This is a genomic window from Streptomyces roseolilacinus (genome assembly GCF_014649335.1).
Taxonomy (GTDB): domain Bacteria; phylum Actinomycetota; class Actinomycetes; order Streptomycetales; family Streptomycetaceae; genus Streptomyces; species Streptomyces roseolilacinus.
In genome coordinates this window covers 338,860-354,664 of the sequence record NZ_BMSV01000001.1, presented here as the reverse complement: position 1 = coordinate 354,664, position 15,805 = coordinate 338,860, and the positions used below count along the sequence as shown (strand labels likewise).

Annotated in this window: 15 protein-coding genes; 10 read left to right on the top strand and 5 right to left on the bottom strand. The window is 74.7% G+C overall.

Features of this window, described 5'->3' with window-relative positions; genetic code table 11:
• The first annotated feature begins 9 nt into the window (after positions 1-9).
• The 4 genes from IE106_RS01565 to IE106_RS01550 are packed head-to-tail and all read left to right on the top strand — an operon-like array spanning position 10 to position 4,048.
• Complete coding sequence (locus tag IE106_RS01565) at positions 10-933, top strand: ABC transporter permease (RefSeq protein WP_189529397.1); 924 nt, start codon at positions 10-12, stop codon at positions 931-933.
• A complete protein-coding gene (locus IE106_RS01560; protein ID WP_189529396.1) occupies positions 926-1,951 on the top strand; it encodes an ABC transporter permease in 1,026 nt (341 codons plus the stop codon). The genes IE106_RS01565 and IE106_RS01560 overlap by 8 nt, the downstream gene beginning before the upstream one ends.
• A gap of 11 nt (positions 1,952-1,962) precedes the next feature.
• Positions 1,963-2,958: an ABC transporter ATP-binding protein gene (locus IE106_RS01555; protein WP_189529395.1), complete on the top strand. Its 996-nt coding sequence runs from the start codon at positions 1,963-1,965 to the stop codon at positions 2,956-2,958.
• Entirely contained in the window at positions 2,945-4,048 is a 1,104-nt protein-coding gene (locus IE106_RS01550) for an ABC transporter ATP-binding protein (RefSeq protein ID WP_189529394.1), read from the top strand. The genes IE106_RS01555 and IE106_RS01550 overlap by 14 nt, the downstream gene beginning before the upstream one ends.
• Positions 4,049-4,245: 197 nt before the next feature.
• Here the strand turns inward: IE106_RS01550 and IE106_RS01545 are convergent, their stop codons facing one another.
• Positions 4,246-6,429, bottom strand: a complete 2,184-nt coding sequence (locus IE106_RS01545) for a prolyl oligopeptidase family serine peptidase (RefSeq protein WP_189529393.1) — start codon at positions 6,427-6,429, stop codon at positions 4,246-4,248.
• A 156-nt stretch (positions 6,430-6,585) separates the two neighbouring features.
• On the opposite strand from IE106_RS01545, the gene IE106_RS01540 reads away from it, so the two are divergent.
• The 4 genes from IE106_RS01540 to IE106_RS01525 all read left to right on the top strand — a co-directional run bounded on the left by IE106_RS01540 (position 6,586) and on the right by IE106_RS01525 (position 10,157).
• A complete protein-coding gene (locus IE106_RS01540; RefSeq protein WP_058940607.1) occupies positions 6,586-6,780 on the top strand; it encodes a hypothetical protein in 195 nt (64 codons plus the stop codon).
• Between the two features lie 37 nt (positions 6,781-6,817).
• On the top strand, positions 6,818-7,708 hold the full coding sequence (gene mshB, locus IE106_RS01535; protein ID WP_189529392.1) for an N-acetyl-1-D-myo-inositol-2-amino-2-deoxy-alpha-D-glucopyranoside deacetylase: 891 nt from the start codon (positions 6,818-6,820) through the stop codon (positions 7,706-7,708).
• Positions 7,705-8,091 carry a DUF6113 family protein gene (locus IE106_RS01530; protein WP_189529391.1) on the top strand — a complete coding sequence of 129 codons (387 nt, stop codon included), beginning with the start codon at positions 7,705-7,707 and terminating at the stop codon, positions 8,089-8,091. The genes mshB and IE106_RS01530 overlap by 4 nt, the downstream gene beginning before the upstream one ends.
• Before the next feature lie 128 nt (positions 8,092-8,219).
• Positions 8,220-10,157 (top strand): hypothetical protein, encoded by a 1,938-nt coding sequence (locus tag IE106_RS01525; protein WP_189529390.1) that lies wholly within the window; start codon positions 8,220-8,222, stop codon positions 10,155-10,157.
• Positions 10,158-10,408: 251 nt separating this feature from the next.
• Here IE106_RS01525 and IE106_RS01520 read toward each other — a convergent pair whose 3' ends face one another.
• Both IE106_RS01520 and IE106_RS01515 read right to left on the bottom strand, forming a co-directional pair.
• Positions 10,409-11,245 carry a transglutaminase family protein gene (locus tag IE106_RS01520; RefSeq protein ID WP_189529389.1) on the bottom strand — a complete coding sequence of 279 codons (837 nt, stop codon included), beginning with the start codon at positions 11,243-11,245 and terminating at the stop codon, positions 10,409-10,411.
• A 16-nt stretch (positions 11,246-11,261) separates the two neighbouring features.
• Entirely contained in the window at positions 11,262-12,257 is a 996-nt protein-coding gene (locus IE106_RS01515; RefSeq protein WP_189529388.1) for a GNAT family N-acetyltransferase, read from the bottom strand.
• Positions 12,258-12,371: 114 nt separating this feature from the next.
• Here IE106_RS01515 and fdxA point away from each other — a divergent pair, with 114 nt between their 5' ends.
• Both fdxA and dapC read left to right on the top strand, forming a co-directional pair.
• Positions 12,372-12,692: a ferredoxin gene (gene fdxA / locus IE106_RS01510; protein WP_010474859.1), complete on the top strand. Its 321-nt coding sequence runs from the start codon at positions 12,372-12,374 to the stop codon at positions 12,690-12,692.
• 107 nt (positions 12,693-12,799) lie between these two features.
• Positions 12,800-13,894 (top strand): succinyldiaminopimelate transaminase, encoded by a 1,095-nt coding sequence (gene dapC / locus IE106_RS01505; RefSeq protein WP_189529387.1) that lies wholly within the window; start codon positions 12,800-12,802, stop codon positions 13,892-13,894.
• Between the two features lie 92 nt (positions 13,895-13,986).
• On the opposite strand, the gene IE106_RS01500 is transcribed toward dapC, so the two are convergent.
• Entirely contained in the window at positions 13,987-14,403 is a 417-nt protein-coding gene (locus IE106_RS01500) for an ATP-binding protein (RefSeq protein WP_189529386.1), read from the bottom strand.
• A gap of 378 nt (positions 14,404-14,781) precedes the next feature.
• A complete protein-coding gene (locus tag IE106_RS01495; RefSeq protein ID WP_189529385.1) occupies positions 14,782-15,768 on the bottom strand; it encodes a VldE C-terminal domain-containing protein in 987 nt (328 codons plus the stop codon).
• Between the last annotated feature and the right edge of the window lie 37 nt (positions 15,769-15,805).

Below are 15,805 nucleotides of genomic sequence, written 5' to 3'. Positions count from 1 at the left end.
GGAGGCCCCATGGGACGTTACGTCGTCCGGCGGCTGCTCCAGATGATCCCCGTGTTCATCGGGACCACCCTGCTGATCTTCCTCATGGTGTACGCGCTCGGCGACCCCGTCGCGGCGCTGTTCGGCGACAAGGCGCCCGACCCCGCCACCGCCGCCCGCATCCGCGAGGACCTCCACCTCGACGAGCCGCTGTGGAAGCAGTACCTGCTCTACATGGGGGCGATCTTCCGGGGCGACTTCGGCACCGCGTTCAACGGCCAGCGGGTCACCGAACTGATGGCCACCGCCTTCCCGGTGACGCTGCGCCTCACCCTCGTCGCCGTCGTCATCGAGATCGTCGTCGGCATCACCCTCGGCGTGGTCAGCGGCCTCAAGCGCGGCCGCCCCCTCGACACCGGGCTGCTCGTCGTCACCCTCGTCGTCATCTCCGTCCCCACCTTCGTCTCCGGGTACCTCCTGCAGTTCCTCCTCGGCGTGAAGTGGGGGTGGGTCAGCCCGTCCGTCTCCTCCGACGCCCGCCTCGACGAGCTGATCCTCCCCGGCGTCGTCCTCGCCCTCGTCTCCCTCGCGTACGTCACCCGGCTCAGCCGGACCTCCATCGCCGAGAACACCCGCGCCGACTACGTCCGCACCGCCATCGCCAAGGGCCTCCCGCGCCACCGCGTCATCACCCGGCACCTGCTGCGCAACTCCCTCATCCCCGTCGTCACCTTCATCGGCGCCGACGTGGGCGCGCTGATGGGCGGCGCCATCGTCACCGAGCGGATCTTCAACATCCACGGCGTCGGCTACCAGCTCTACCAGGGCATCCTCCGCAACAACTCGCCCACCGTCGTCGGCTTCGTGACGATCCTCGTGATCGTCTTCCTCGTGGCGAACCTGCTCGTCGACCTGCTCTACGCGGTCCTGGACCCGAGGATCCGCTATGCCTGAGCCCTACGAGAAGGGCCCGTACGAGAAGGGCCCGTACGAGAACCCGCGCGAGGCGATCGCCCCGACCGGCGCCGGCGGCGCCATGGACCTGGCCATGAGCGAGGCGGAGACCCTCGACAAGCGGGAGACCGAACCGACCGGCGAGGAGGGCACCCCGCCCGGCCCCGGCGGCAGGCCCCGCAGCCTGTGGACCGACGCCTGGCACCAGCTGCGCCGCAACCCCGTCTTCCTCGTCTCGTCGCTGCTCATCGCCTTCCTGGTGCTCATCGCGATCTGGCCGCAGGTCCTCACCGACGCCGACCCCCTCCGCTGCGACCTCGCCAAGTCGCAGGAGGGCTCGGAGCCCGGCCACCCCTTCGGGTACGACACCCAGGGCTGCGACGTGTACGCCCGCACCGTCCACGGGGCCCGCGCCTCCATCACCGTCGGGATCGCCGCCACCCTCGGCGCCGCCCTGCTCGGCAGCCTCCTCGGCGGGCTCGCCGGGTTCTTCGGGGGCTGGGGCGACGCCCTGCTGTCCCGTACCGCCGACGTCTTCTTCGGCATCCCCGTCGTCCTCGGCGGCCTGGTCTTCCTGTCCGTCGTCACCAGCACCACCGTGTGGCCCGTGGTCGGGTTCATCGTGCTGCTCGGCTGGCCGCAGATCGCCCGCATCGCCCGCGGCTCCGTCATCACCGCCGCACAGCACGACTACGTCCAGGCCGCCCGCTCACTGGGCGCCGGCAGCGGACGGCTCCTGCTGCGGCACGTCGCACCGAACGCCGTCGCCCCCGTCATCGTCGTCGCGACGATCGCGCTGGGCACCTACATCGCGCTGGAGGCGACGCTGTCGTTCCTCGGCGTCGGACTGCGCCCGCCCACGGTCTCCTGGGGGATCGACATCTCCAACGCCGCCCCGCAGATCCGCAACGCCCCCCACATGCTGCTGTGGCCCGCGGGCGCGCTGAGCCTCACGGTCCTCGCGTTCATCATGCTCGGCGACGCCGTTCGCGACGCCCTCGACCCCAAGCTGCGCTGAGGAGCCGCCCCATGCTGCTGGAAGTACGCGACCTGCACGTCGAGTTCCGCACCCGCGAGGGCATCGCCAAGGCCGTCAACGGCGTCACCTACTCCGTCGACGAGGGCGAGACGCTCGCCGTCCTCGGGGAGTCCGGCTCCGGCAAGTCCGTCACCGCCCAGGCCGTCATGGGCATCCTCGACACGCCGCCCGGCCGGATCACCGGCGGGCGGATCCTCTTCCAGGGCCGCGACCTGCTCACCCTCAAGGAGGACGAGCGGCGCAAGGTGCGCGGCGCCCGCATGGCGATGGTCTTCCAGGACGCCCTGTCCGCCCTCAACCCCGTCCTCACCGTCGGGGACCAGCTCGCGGAGATGTTCACCGTCCACCGCGGCGCGTCGAGGAAGGACGCCCGCGCCAAGGCCGTCGAGCTGATGGACCGCGTCCGCATCCCCGCCGCCCGCGAACGCGCCGGCCAGTACCCCCACCAGTTCAGCGGCGGCATGCGCCAGCGCATCATGATCGCCATGGCGATGGCCCTGGAACCCGCCCTCATCATCGCGGACGAACCCACCACCGCCCTCGACGTCACCGTCCAGGCCCAGGTCATGGAACTCCTCGCCGAGCTGCGGCGGGAACTGCGCATGGGCCTCGTCCTCATCACCCACGACCTCGGCGTCGTCGCGGACGTCGCGGACCGCATCGCCGTCATGTACGCCGGCCGGATCGTCGAGACGGCCCCCGTCCACGACCTGTACAGGGCGCCCGCCCACCCCTACACCCAGGGCCTGCTCGACTCCATCCCGCGCCTCGACCGGAAGGGGCGGGAGCTGTACGCCATCAGCGGCCTGCCGCCCAGCCTCACGGCGATCCCGACCGGCTGCCCCTTCCACCCGCGCTGCCCCCGCGCCCGCGACGTGTGCCGCACCGACGACCCCCCGCTGTACGAGGTCTCCGCCGACCGGCGCAGCGCCTGCCACTTCTGGCGGGAGACCCTCCGCAAGGAGCCCCTCGATGCCCCGCGCTGAGCCGATCCTGGAGGTACGGGACCTCGTCCGGCACTACCCGCTCACCCGGGGCGTCCTCTTCCGGAAGCAGGTCGGCGCGGTCAAGGCCGTCGACGGCGTCTCCTTCGAGCTGCGCCCCGGCGAGACCCTCGGCATCGTCGGCGAGTCCGGCTGCGGCAAGTCGACGGTCGCCAGGACGCTGGTCAACCTGGAACGCCCCACCTCCGGGTCCATCCGCTACCAGGGCGAGGACATCACGCGCCTGTCCGGGCGCGCCCTGAAGGCCGTGCGCCGCGACATCCAGATGGTCTTCCAGGACCCGTACACCTCGCTCAACCCCCGGATGACGGTCGGCGACATCGTCGGGGAGCCGTACGAGATCCACCCCGAGGTCGCGCCCAAGGGCGACCGCCGCCGCAGGGTGCGGGAGCTGCTGGAGGTCGTCGGCCTCAACCCCGAGCACGTCAACCGCTACCCGCACCAGTTCTCCGGCGGGCAGCGCCAGCGCATCGGCATCGCCCGGGGACTCGCCCTGCGGCCGCGGGTCATCGTCGCCGACGAACCGGTCTCCGCCCTCGACGTGTCCGTCCAGGCGCAGGTCGTCAACCTGATGGAGCGGCTCCAGGACGAGTTCGGCCTGTCGTACGTCTTCATCGCGCACGACCTGTCGATCGTCCGGCACATCTCCGACCGCGTCGGCGTCATGTACCTGGGCCGGATCGTCGAGACGGGCACCGACACCGAGATCTACGACCACCCCACCCACCCGTACACCCAGGCGCTGCTGTCCGCCGTGCCCGTACCCGACCCGGAGGCGCGGGAGCGCCGCGAGAGGATCCTCCTCTCCGGCGACGTGCCGTCCCCCGCCGACCCGCCGTCCGGCTGCCGCTTCCGCACCCGCTGCTGGAAGGCGCGCGAGCGGTGCGCCCTGGAGGTCCCGCTGCTCGCCGTCCCCGCGGCGTTCCGGGACGCCGGCACCCCCGCGCGGCACGACTCGGCGTGCCACTTCGCGGAGGAGCTCCCCGTCGTGGCCGGCGGGGCGGGGCCCCCGCGGGACCGGCCCGTCCCGGGGCCGCCGCCGCCCGGCGGGAGCGGGCCGCGGGCCGCGTAACCGGCAGGACACCCGGCCGACCCCGTCCCGATATACGGACACCCCATCCTGGATCCCGTACGGCCGTGCGGGTGCCGTGGACCGGCCGGGACGCCCTGTCGCGCCCCGGCCGGTCACCCGCCGGGCCGGAAGGTCCCCCGCCGGGCCGGTCGCCCGCCCGGGGCGCCGCGGCGGCGGGAGGGGCCCGGCGATCCCGTTCACCCCAGGCCCAGGGACCGCTTCAGGAAGTCCACCTGGAGCAGCAGCAGGTTCTCGGCGACCTCCTCCTGCGGGGTCATGTGGGTCACGCCCGTCAGCGGCAGCACCTCGTGGGGGCGGCCCGCGGCCAGCAGCGCCGACGACAGCCGGAGCGTGTGGGCGGCCACCACGTTGTCGTCCGCCAGACCATGGACGATCATCATGGGCCGGGCCGGCTCCCGCGCCTCCACCAGGCCGTCGTCCCACACCAGCGAGCCCGCCCGGTAGACCTCCGGCACCTCCTGGGGGAGGCCGCCCAGGTACCGCTCGGTGTAGTGGGTGTCGTACAGCCGCTGGTCCGTCACCGGGGCGCCCACCACCGCCGCGTGGAACACGTCGGGGCGCCGCAGCACCGCGAGCCCCGCCAGCCAGCCGCCGTACGACCAGCCCCGGATCGCCACCCGCCCCAGGTCCAGCGGGAACCGCCCGGCCAGCCCCTCCAGCGCCGCCACCTGGTCGTCCAGCGCCAGGGTCTGCCGTCCCGCGATCGCCTTCTCCCAGGCCGGCGAACGGCCCGGCGTGCCCCGCCCGTCCGCGACGACCACCGCGAAGCCCTGGTCCGCGAACCACTGGGACGTCAGGTGCGGGTCGTGCGCCGCCACCACCCGCTGCCCGTGCGGCCCGCCGTACGGGTCCACCAGGACCGGCAGCGGCCCGTCCCCCTCCCGGTACGCGCGGGGCAGCAGCACCGCGCACGGCACCCGCCGCGGTCCCGACACGGTGAGCGCGAGCCGCGGCGACAGCACCGGCGTCTCGGCGTACGACGCGACCACCGCGATCTGCCGCCCGTCCCGCAGCACCCGCACCCGCGTCCCCGGCCCGTCCGGCACCGCCGACGCCAGCACGGTCACCGGGCCGCCGCGGACCGCCCGGTGGACGCCCGGCCCCTCGGAGACCCGCTCCACGCCCCGCCCACTCACCCGGTACACATGGATCTGGCCAATTTCCGGGTCATCCGCCCCTTCGCCCGCCGAGGCCGAAACCAGTACGTCCCCGTCCCCTACGTCCAGTACGCCCCGAATGTGCAACCCCCCGTCCGTGAGCGGGCGCTCGCCCACCACCAACACGCGCGCCCCGTCCTCCTCCGCGACGCGCACGAGCCGCCCGTCCGGCGCCCACGCCGGCGCACCCGGGACCAGTTCCAGCCACCGGGCGTCCTCCTCGACGTGGACCGTCCGCGTCGCCCCGGAGTCCGTGTCGACCGCCAGGTACCGCTGAGTGCGCTGGTCGCGGGCCTGCACCAGCAGCAGCGGCGCTCCCGCCGAGGACCAGTGCACCCGCGCCAGGTACGGGTACCGGACCCGGTCCCACACGACCTCCGTCCGCTCCCCGCCGGCCACCCCGACCAGGAACAGGCGCACGTCCGCGTTGTCCGTGCCCGCCGCCGGGTACGCCACGCGCGCCGGCTCCCGGTCCGGGTGCGCCGGGTCGGAGATCCACCACCGCCGCACGGCGCCGTCGTCCACCCGCGCCACCAGCAGCCGGTCCGACCCCGGTGACCACCAGAAGCCCCGCGAGCGGCCCATCGACTCGGCCGCCACGTGCTCGGCCAGCCCGTACGTCACGTCCTCGCCCTCGGGTTCCGCGAGCACCCGGTCCACCGCGCCGGCCCCGTGGGCCCCCGCCGTCCCGTGCGCCCCTCGCGCCCCGTCCGCCTCCACGGGGACCACCCGCAGCGCCCCGCGCGCCACGTACGCCACCAGCCGCCCGTCCGGCGACGGCCTCGGGTCGATCACCGGCCCGGTCGCGGGCAGCCGGCGGGCCGTCCCGGCCCGCAGCTCCGCCACGTACAACCCGCCCGACAGGGTGAACGCCGCCAACTCCACGGCGGCGTCCGTCGCGTAGTCCACCACGCCCCCCGCCGTCTCGCGGCCGCGCTCCCGGCGCGTGCGCTCCTCGGCCGACAGGTGCTCCTCGGCGCCGCCGAGCAGGACCGGAGGATCGGCGGCGACCCGCTCGCGGGCCCCGTCGCCGTCGAGGTCGAGGACGTACAGCCGGTTGACCGGGTCCGTCCCCGAGGAAGAGCGCAGGAAAACGATCCGTGAACCGTCGGGCGCCACGGTGAACGACCGGGGTGCGCCGAGCGTGAAGCGCCGTGTACGCGCGTACTGGCGGGGGAACGTGGGCTGTTGCCGGGAGGTCATGTGACCGAAACTAGCGGCTGTGCGCCCCCCAATGCTGCCGTGCACCGATCGGTGCGTGGGGACGGAAAGTTATGATCCGTAGCGCAAGGTGGGTATGAACCCCCTGGCACATGCTCGCTGCCCGTTCCCGATCGATATGTATGGAGGTGAACCGCCGTGGCACTCTCGATTTCGGCGGTGGTGCTGCTGGCGATCGTCGTCTTCCTGCTCATCCGGAAATCGGGGCTGAAGGCCGGGCACGCGGTCGTCTGCATGCTGCTGGGCTTCTATCTGGCGAGCTCCTCCATCGCCCCCACCGTCAGTCAGCTCACCACCAGCGTGGCGGGCATGATCGGCAACCTCAAGTTCTAGGGGCCGCCTCCCGGAGCGGACCTCGTAGGGTGTCCGTATGACGGATCTCCCCACCCGTCGTCTGCTCCTGGTGCACGCGCACCCCGACGACGAGTCGATCAACAACGGCGCCACCATGGCCAGGTACGCGGCCGAGGGCGCCCGGGTCACCCTGGTGACCTGCACACGGGGCGAGGAGGGCGAGGTCATCCCGCCCGCCCTCGCCCATCTCGCACCCGACCGCGACGACCGGCTCGGGCCCCACCGCGTCGGCGAACTCGCCGCCGCGATGAGGGAGCTGGGCGTCACCGACCACCGCTTCCTCGGCGGCCCGGGACGCTTCCGCGACTCCGGCATGATGGGCGTCCCGCAGAACCACCGCGAGGGCGCCTTCTGGAGCACCCCCGTGGACACCGCGGCGGCGTACCTGGTGGAGGTCGTCCGGGAGGTCCGCCCCCAGGTCCTGGTGACGTACGACCCCGACGGCGGGTACGGCCACCCCGACCACGTCCAGGCCCACCGCGTGGCCATGCGCGCCGCCGACCTGGCCGCCGACCCGGCGTACCGGCCCGACCTGGGCGCGCCCCACACCCTCGCGAAGATCTACTGGAACCGGGTGCCCCGCTCGGTCGCCGAGGAGGGCTTCGCCGCCCTGCGCGCCGCGACCGGACCGGCCTTCCCCGGCATCGCCGACCTCGCGGACGTACCGGGCGTGGTCGACGACGAGCTGATCACCACCGAGATCGACGGCACCGCGTACGGGGACCGCAAGACCGCCGCCATGTGTGCGCACGCCACACAAATCGCCGTGCGGGGACGGTTCTTCGCCCTGTCCAACGACCTCGGGCAGCCCATCTTCCTCCACGAGTACTACCAGCTGGTGCGGGGCGCCTCCGGCGCTCCCGCGGGGGAGCGGGAGACCGACCTGTTCGCGGGGGTGGCCGCATGAACGCCGCGGTGAAGGCCGTCGTGCACGCGGTGCTCGCCGCGCTCGGCGTCCTCGTGGGGCTGGCCGGCGCGCTCGTCCAGGCCGCCTGGCTCCCCGGCGGGCTGCTGCTCGCCCTGCTGGCGACGGCGTCCCTCTTCTACGGGGGACTGCGCGCCGCCGGAGGGCAGTCGGGCGTGGTGTCGTCCGGCGCGGGCTGGCTGGCGGCCGTCGTGGCGGTCGGCTTCGGGCGCGGCGAGGGCGACAAGGTCCTCTGGGGCGGACTGGCCGACCTGGTGTTCGTCCTCGGCGGCATGGCACTCGCTGTGATGTGCGCCACCCTCTCCGTGCTGCCGCAACAACGGCGGCGGACGGGGCCACTTGACGGTGGACATGCCCGAACTTGAGGGGCCGTGACCGGTGGTGTTCCCCCCGGCAGGGGGTGGTGCGGTGACGGCGGACAGTATGGTGGTGCGCGCCGCCGGGCGCCCGTGGGTGTGTGAGCGGGCGGCGGAGCCAACCGGGAGATCCTGCTTTGAGTCGTGAAACTGACACGTCGTCCTCCGGGCCCCAGGGGCGTGGTGGAGCCGCGTACCCCTCGGGCACACCGCCGTACGGTTCGCCCCAGTACCAGGAGGCGTCCGGGGGCGGCGCGCCCGCGCAGCCCGAGGAGAAGAAGACCGAAACGACCCTGACCACCCGCATCCGGATCAACATCCCGGGTTCGCGGCCCATCCCGCCGGTCGTCGTGCGCAAGCCGGTGAACGGGGACGGTCAGGACGCGCCGGCGGGCGAGGCCGAGCAGGAGGGCCCCGCCGAACGGACGGCGCAGACGCCCCGCCCCGACGTGGACGAGCCGAAGCCGGCCGCCGCGCCGGAGAAGCCCGCCAGCGACTGGTTCGCCCCGCGCAAGCCTCCCGCCGCGGGCACCCCCGGCGCCGACGCCGCCCCGCCCGACGCCGGCCCGGTCACCGGTACGGGACCGGGCACCGGTCCGGGCGCGGACCTGCGCGCCGACGACGGCGGCTACGCGGCGCCGGCCGCCACCGCGCCGCAGGACGGGCCCCGGGGCGGGCCGGCCGCCGGCGCCCCCGGCCTGCCGTACTTCTCGGACGGGTCGAACACCCCCTCCGGCCCGACGACGGGCCCCGCCTTCGGCACCGCCGCGCTGCGGGCCACGAGCACCCGCGCACCGGGCGGCGCCCCGGCCGGCGGGATGTCCGACGACACCGCGATCCTCACCCCGCAGAAGGCGCCCTCGGGCCCGCCGCCCGGCCAGGTCTCGGGCGACACGCTCACGAGCGGCCTCCCCGTCGTCCCGCAGGACGACCGGGAGGCGCCCGCGCCGTCGCCGTTCCCGATGACGGGCCCCGCCCGCGCGACCGGCGGACCCGGCGCGACCGGCGGACCCGGCGCGTACGACGACCCGTTCGAGGCGTACCCGCCGGTCCTCGACGAGCCCGCCCCCGAGGCGCCCGCCCCCACCCCGCCGCCGGCCACCCGCGCCGCGCCCGCCCCCGCGAAGAAGGGCCGCTCCAAGCTGGTCCTCCTCGCCGTGGGCGTGGTCGTCGCCGCCGGCGTCGCCTACGGCGCGGGGCTGCTCCTCAACCAGGCCGACGTGCCGAAGGGCACCACCGTCCTGGGCGTCGACATCGGCGGCTCCACGAAGGAGGACGCCGTCCAGAAGCTGGACGGCGTGCTCGGCGCGCGCGCCGCGACGCCGCTGAGGCTGGAGGTCGGCGGACAGGACCGCACGCTCGCCCCCGACAAGGCGGGCCTGACCCTGGACAGCCAGGCGACCGTCCGCGCCGCCGCCGGCAGCGACTACAACCCCGTCTCCGTGATCGGCTCCCTGTTCGGCGTCGAGCGCGTCGCCGAGCCGGTCATCCCGGTCGACGAGGAGAAGCTGGGCGTCGCCCTGGCCGGCCTGGGCGGCGGCTCCGGCGGGGTCACCGAGGGCACCATCAGGTTCGAGCCAGGCAAGGCCGTCCCCGTACCGGGCAAGGCCGGCGCGGTGCTGGACGTCCAGCGGTCGATGATCTTCGTCAGGGACGCGTACCGCGCCCAGGTCGAGACGGGCCGGGCGAACGTCGTGGAGCTGCCCGTCGCCACCCGCGAACCGATGGTCGGGCAGGCCGAGATCGACCGGGCGATGAAGGAGTTCGCCGAGCCCGCGATGTCCGGCCTGATCACCATCAAGGCCGGCGGCAAGCAGATCCAGTTCGGCCCCCAGCGGTCGCTGCCGCAGATCCTGTCCATGAAGGCGGTCGGCAAGAGGCTGGAGCCGTACTACGACAAGGCGGCCATCAACCGCCTCCTCGACGGCACCTTCGACGGCGTCATGATCACCAAGGGTGACGGCAAGAAGCACCAGCTGTCGGTGGACGACGTGGCCGCCGCCATGCACAAGGCCCTCCTCGGCACCTCCGAGGCCGAGCGCACGGTCACCATCGAGCTCGACCCGCAGGGCTAGGGAGTGTCTTCAAAGTAGCGTCGTTCGCCCGCAGGGCAGGCGGACGGGACTTTGGAGACACGACCCAGGCGCCGTCCCGGACGGCGAAGGGCCGCCCCCGCCGTCGGCGGGGGCGGCCCTTCCCGCGTGCGGCTCGGATCCCGCCGTCGTACGGGGAGACCACCGGTCCCCGCCCGCGCCGGCACCCCTGTGGCAAAAGGCCGCTGACGCGCCGGAAGCCGGGAAGCCGCGGCGCGGCCGGCCGGCCCGGGTCAGTTGAGCCGGGCCCGCGCCGCGCGCGCGTGGGCGCGCAGGGTGGTGGCGGCGGCCGGCTCCACCGCGGCGACCACGTCCGCGTACGCGTCGATCTCCGCCGCGCCCGCCAGGAAGTCCCCCCGCTGGACGAGGAGCTGCGCCCGCTCGTACCGCAGCCGCGCCGGGTGCGAGGGCAGCAGCAGCGCCAGCTCCACCGCCCACAGCGCCACGTCGGAGCGCTCGGGCCGCCCGGCCGCCCAGGCGCGGATGTTGTTCAGGATGCGCAGCACCATGTCCAGCGGGTCCGCGGGCACCAGCATCGACGGCCGCAGCCGCTCCCCGGTGGCGCCCGCCACCAGCAGCTCCGCGTCCGCGCCGGTCAGCGGACGGCCCCCGGCGAACGGGTCCGCCAGCACCTGCTCGCCCGGGTCCCCGAACCCGACGACGAAGTGGCCCGGCAGCGCCACCCCGTACACGGGGGCGCCCGCCCGCCGCGCCACCTCCATCCACACCGCGGACAGCAGGATCGGCAGCCCCCGGCGGCGCCGCAGCACGTGGTGGAGCAGCGACGACTCCAGGTGCCGGTAGTCGCCGGGCGTCCCGTGGAAGCCGCACCGGTCGCCGAGCAGCGAGGCCAGCGCCGCCGTCCAGGCCCGCGGCGACTTCGGCCCGTACGGCAGCAGCCCCGCCAGCCGGTCCAGCTCGATCTCGGCGGCGTCCAGCTCGGCCTCGCCCAGCTCCGGCTCCGCCACGGCGCCGATCAGCAGGCACAGCTCCGCCAGGCCGGGCCGCTCCTCGCGGGCCGCCCGCGCGAACCGGGTCCGCCACCGGTCGGGTTCGGGATGGTCGTGCATACGCCTCGCGTACCCCTCAGGAGGTGCGGAAGTGGTGGTAGTGGTGGTGGACCGTGAAGCCCATGCCGCCGTACAGGGCGCGCGCCGCGTCGTTGTCGCTCTCCACCTGGAGCCAGGCGGCCGACGCGCCCTCCTCCAGGGCGCGGGCGGCGAGGGCGGCCATCACCGCCCGGGCCAGGCCCCGCCGACGGTGCGCCGGGTCGACCTCCACGGCCATGAACCCCGCCCACCGGCCGTCGACCACGCACCGGCCGATCGCCACCGGCTCCCCGCCCCCGCCCGCCAGGGAGGCGAACCACACCGAGGGCCCGGCGGTCAGGACCCGCACCACGTGCGGTCCGGGCTCGCCCACCCGCTGGTACCGGCCCAGCCACGCCGCGTCCGGCGTGCGGGACAGGGCCACGCGGCCGGTGTCGGCGGCCAGGTCGGCGACGGGCGCGAGCCCCCCGGTCCGCACCTCCGCCGAGACCTCGCGCCGCCAGCCCCGCTCCTCCAGGGCGGCGCACAGCCCCTCCTGGGTGCCCTCGGCGCCGGTCGCGGCCTGCACGTACGGGGGCAGCCCCCGCTCCCCGTACCAGTCGCGCACCCGTGCGAGGGCGTCGTCGAGGGGCAGGCCGGGGTCGCCGAGCGGGAGGACGGAGTTGGCCCGGCGGGTGAACCCGTGCGCGGCGCGCAGGGTCCACTGCCCGAGCGGTTCGCTCTCCACCGGCTGCCAGGCCCGGGCCTGGACCCGCGCCAGCTCCTCGAAACCCGCCGCGGGGCCGCGCCTGCGGGCCGGGGCGGGCGGGACCACCTTGCCCGCGACCAGGGACGATTCCGCGATGCGGACGCTCTCCCCGGTTCTTCGTGTGATCAGCAACACACCTTCGGTCCAGGATGTGAGAACCCCGACGGTGTCGGTGAACCCACCCGCGCCGGAGCCCGTTTCCCCCACCCGGCGGACAGAAACCCGTTTGCCCACGTCAGAAGGTGTGATCCGGACCTCAAGCCGTCCGCCCGCAGTGAACTCCACAGCTCTGTTCGCCCCTCCTGTTCGGATCGTCTCCAAGAACGGAGATACTAGGGGCGGGCATCGACGACGCCGCGCTCCCGCGCAGAGCCAGCCCTACCAAGGAGGAACGACAGCGTGACCTACGTCATCGCGCAGCCTTGTGTCGACGTGAAGGACAAGGCGTGCATCGAGGAGTGCCCCGTCGACTGCATCTACGAGGGCCAGCGGTCCTTGTACATCCATCCGGACGAATGCGTCGACTGCGGGGCCTGTGAGCCGGTCTGCCCGGTCGAGGCGATCTTCTACGAGGACGACACCCCGGAGGAGTGGAAGGACTACTACAAGGCGAACGTCGAGTTCTTCGATGAGCTCGGCTCGCCCGGTGGTGCCTCCAAGCTCGGTCTGATCGAGCGCGACCACCCCTTCATCGCCGCCCTGCCGCCGCAGAACGGCTGATCGCTTATCCCTCGTCGTCGGTCCCGTACGGCCTTCCCGCCGTACGGGGCCGCGGCGTTCGTGCCCGCGGCGCGCCCGAGCGCCGCACCCACGAGAAAGTGAGCACCGTGTCCGGAGTCTCCTCCCGCCTTCCCGTCTTCCCGTGGGACAAGCTGGAGCCGTACAAGAAGACGGCCGCGGCCCACCCCGACGGCATCGTCGACCTGTCGGTCGGCACCCCGGTGGACCCCGTGCCCGAGCTGGTCCGCCGAGCCCTGGTCGAGGCGGCCGACTCGCCCGGCTACCCCACCGTCTGGGGGCCGCAGGCCCTGCGCGACGCGATCACCGGCTGGTGCGAGCGCCGGCTCGGCGCCCGCGACGTCGCCCACACCAACGTCCTGCCGGTCGTCGGCTCCAAGGAACTGGTGGCGTGGCTGCCGATCCAGCTGGGCCTCGGTCCGGGCGACCGGGTCGCCTACCCGCGGCTCGCCTACCCGACGTACGAGGTCGGCGCCCGCCTCGCCGGGGCCACCCCGGTCGTGTACGACGACCCGACCGAGCTGGACCCGGACGGGCTCCGGCTGCTGTGGCTGAACTCCCCGTCCAACCCGACGGGCAAGGTCCTCGCGAAGGACGAGCTGACCCGGATCGTCGCCTGGGCGCGCGAGCACGGCGTGCCGGTCTTCAGCGACGAGTGCTACCTGGAGCTGGGCTGGGAGGCCGACCCGGTCTCCGTGCTGCACGCGGACGTGTGCGGCGGCTCGTACGAGGGGATCGTCGCCGTCCACTCCCTGTCCAAGCGCTCCAACCTGGCCGGCTACCGGGCCGCCTTCGTCGTGGGCGACGCCGCGGTGCTGGGCGAGCTGCTCCGGATCCGCAAGCACGGCGGGATGATGGCACCCGCCCCGGTGCAGGCGGCGACGGTCGCGGCGCTGGGCGACGACACCCACGTGCGCGAGCAGCGCGGGCGGTACGCGGAGCGGCGGACCGCCCTGCGGACGGCGCTGGTGGCGCACGGCTTCCGCATCGAGCACAGCGAGGCCGGCCTCTACCTGTGGGCCACCCGCGACGAGCCCTGCTGGGACACCGTCGGGTACCTGGCGGACCTGGGCGTCCTGGTCGCGCCGGGCGACTTCTACGGCACGGCGGGGGAGCGGTTCGTCCGGGTCGCGTTCACGGCGACGGACGAGCGGGTCGCCGCGGCGGTCAAGCGCCTCGGCTGACGGCCGCCCCGCCGGCGTACGGCGACGGGAGGGGCCCGTACCGCGTCGTGCGGTACGGGCCCCTCCGTGCTTCCGCGGGTGCGGGCGCGAGGTCAGCCGAGCGGGCCGGAGACCGGCAGGCCGCCCAGGAGGGCGCCGCCCGGCAGGCCGCCCGGCAGGCCGCCCGCGGCGGTGTCGCCGGCGAGGCCGCCCGCGCCGTGCGTGACGTCGCCGACGGCCTTGTGGGCGATCGGCGCGGCCTCCTCGACCACGGCGTCGAGGGCCGGGCCGGCGGCCGGGCCCACCTGCTCGACGGCCTTGCCGCTCGCGAGGTCCGAGACGGCCAGCGAGGCGCCGCCCACGGTGTCGGTGACCTGCGCGGTGTCGGGGGCGGTGACGCCGCCGGTGAGGTCGGCGGTCTGGGGGAGGTCCACGGCGCTCGCGGAGCCGGCCGCACCGACCACGGAGGCCGCTCCCGCTGCGGTGAGCAGCGCGGCACTGGCGATCCGGCGGGTCAGGGGGAGGGACATGATGCTCCTTCGACGGAGAAGAGGTCGTGTGGTTGTGATGCCTGTCCGACGATCGGACGCTGTGACAACCGCTCGGAGGCCGGGGGAGGTTGCGGTGGCTCCGGGTAAAGAGTTGGCAATGCGCCGAGGGACCCGCCCCTCCCAAAACCGGGCAAACAAAAGACCCCGGGAAGACACGCAGAATCGTCCCTCCGCAGGTTTCCCCGGAGGGATCCGCGCCCGCCCGGCAGCGGCCGCGCCCCCCGCCCGGAACGGGGTCCGGGAGGGGTGAAGTAGCCCGGTCGGGGGAGTCCCCGGACGTATGGCCGAACGCCACCCGGACGTGTCGCTGTCACTCCGTGAGAAGAATCGACTACTATGCGGCGTCGCCTCGGGGGTCTACTCCGCGACCCTGATGACGACCGCGGCCGTCCCCGCCCCCGTGCCGGGCTCCGCCCTGCGCCAACCCCCGTCGGCCTCCCGCACGCTCCACACGCGGCCCGCGTACGCGACCTCCACGACGCCCAGCGCGTCCGCCCGCGCCACCGCCCACTGCGCCAGCTCCCAGCCGCGCCGCGGCGCACCGTCCGGCACGCCGCCCTCCGGCCCCGCGGAGTCCACCCGCGCGGGCACCGGCACCGTCACCGTCCGGGCCCCGCCGTCCGGCGCCGGGCTCGCGGACGCCGCCCCGCCCGGCGCGCCGCCCTTGCCGTCACCCGGGTCCGCCGGCGCCCCGGCCAGCACGCCCGCGCCGAACGCCCGCACCAGCTCGCCCCGCACCCGCTCCGGGTCCCCGGGGCGCGACCCGCGCAGCGGGGCGCACGTCAGCGACGCCGCCGAACGCCCGGTCAGCGCCGCGGCCAGCAGTGCCGCGTCCGGCTCGTGCTTCGCGTACGCCTGCGGGAAGCCGCTGCGCTGCACGCGCTGCGCGGCCACCGTCAGGGGCAGCCGCGAGTACCCCGGCACCTCCGCCAGCCGGTCGTAGAAGATGCCCGCCGAGTACACCGGGTCCATGATCTGCTCGGCCGTGCCCCAGCCCTGCGACGGCCGCTGCTGGAACAGCCCGAGCGAGTCCCGGTCGCCGTAGTCGATGTTGCGCAGCGCCGACTCCTGCAGCGCGGTCGCCAGCGCGATCGTCACCGCCCGCTCGGGCATCCCGCGCGTGGTGCCCACGGCGGAGATCGTCGCGGCGTTCGCCGCCTGCTCGGGGGAGAGGGCGTACGTGTGGCTGCCGCTGCCGACCGTGCACCGCGGCGTGCCACCGCCGCCCGACTCGTACTGCAGCGCCAGGTAGCCGGCGACGGCCAGCAGGACGGCGGACGCCACCGCGATCCGGGCGCGGCGGCCGCGGCGGCGACGGGGGGAGGGGACGGCGGGCTCGGACACGCAGCCAACCGTACTAGGGGCCGGGATAGGGTCGGCA

Excerpts from the sequence above, each read along its gene's own strand:
- IE106_RS01500 (WP_189529386.1), bottom strand. The coding sequence starts at position 14,403 with ATGTCCCTCCCCCTGACCCGCCGGATCGCCAGTGCCGCGCTGCTCACC.
- IE106_RS01560 (WP_189529396.1), top strand. The coding sequence starts at position 926 with ATGCCTGAGCCCTACGAGAAGGGCCCGTACGAGAAGGGCCCGTACGAG.
- IE106_RS01520 (WP_189529389.1), bottom strand. The coding sequence starts at position 11,245 with ATGCACGACCATCCCGAACCCGACCGGTGGCGGACCCGGTTCGCGCGG.
- IE106_RS01550 (WP_189529394.1), top strand. The coding sequence starts at position 2,945 with ATGCCCCGCGCTGAGCCGATCCTGGAGGTACGGGACCTCGTCCGGCAC.
- mshB (WP_189529392.1), top strand. The coding sequence starts at position 6,818 with ATGACGGATCTCCCCACCCGTCGTCTGCTCCTGGTGCACGCGCACCCC.
- IE106_RS01565 (WP_189529397.1), top strand. The coding sequence starts at position 10 with ATGGGACGTTACGTCGTCCGGCGGCTGCTCCAGATGATCCCCGTGTTC.
- IE106_RS01545 (WP_189529393.1), bottom strand. The coding sequence starts at position 6,429 with ATGACCTCCCGGCAACAGCCCACGTTCCCCCGCCAGTACGCGCGTACA.
- IE106_RS01555 (WP_189529395.1), top strand. The coding sequence starts at position 1,963 with ATGCTGCTGGAAGTACGCGACCTGCACGTCGAGTTCCGCACCCGCGAG.
- IE106_RS01530 (WP_189529391.1), top strand. The coding sequence starts at position 7,705 with ATGAACGCCGCGGTGAAGGCCGTCGTGCACGCGGTGCTCGCCGCGCTC.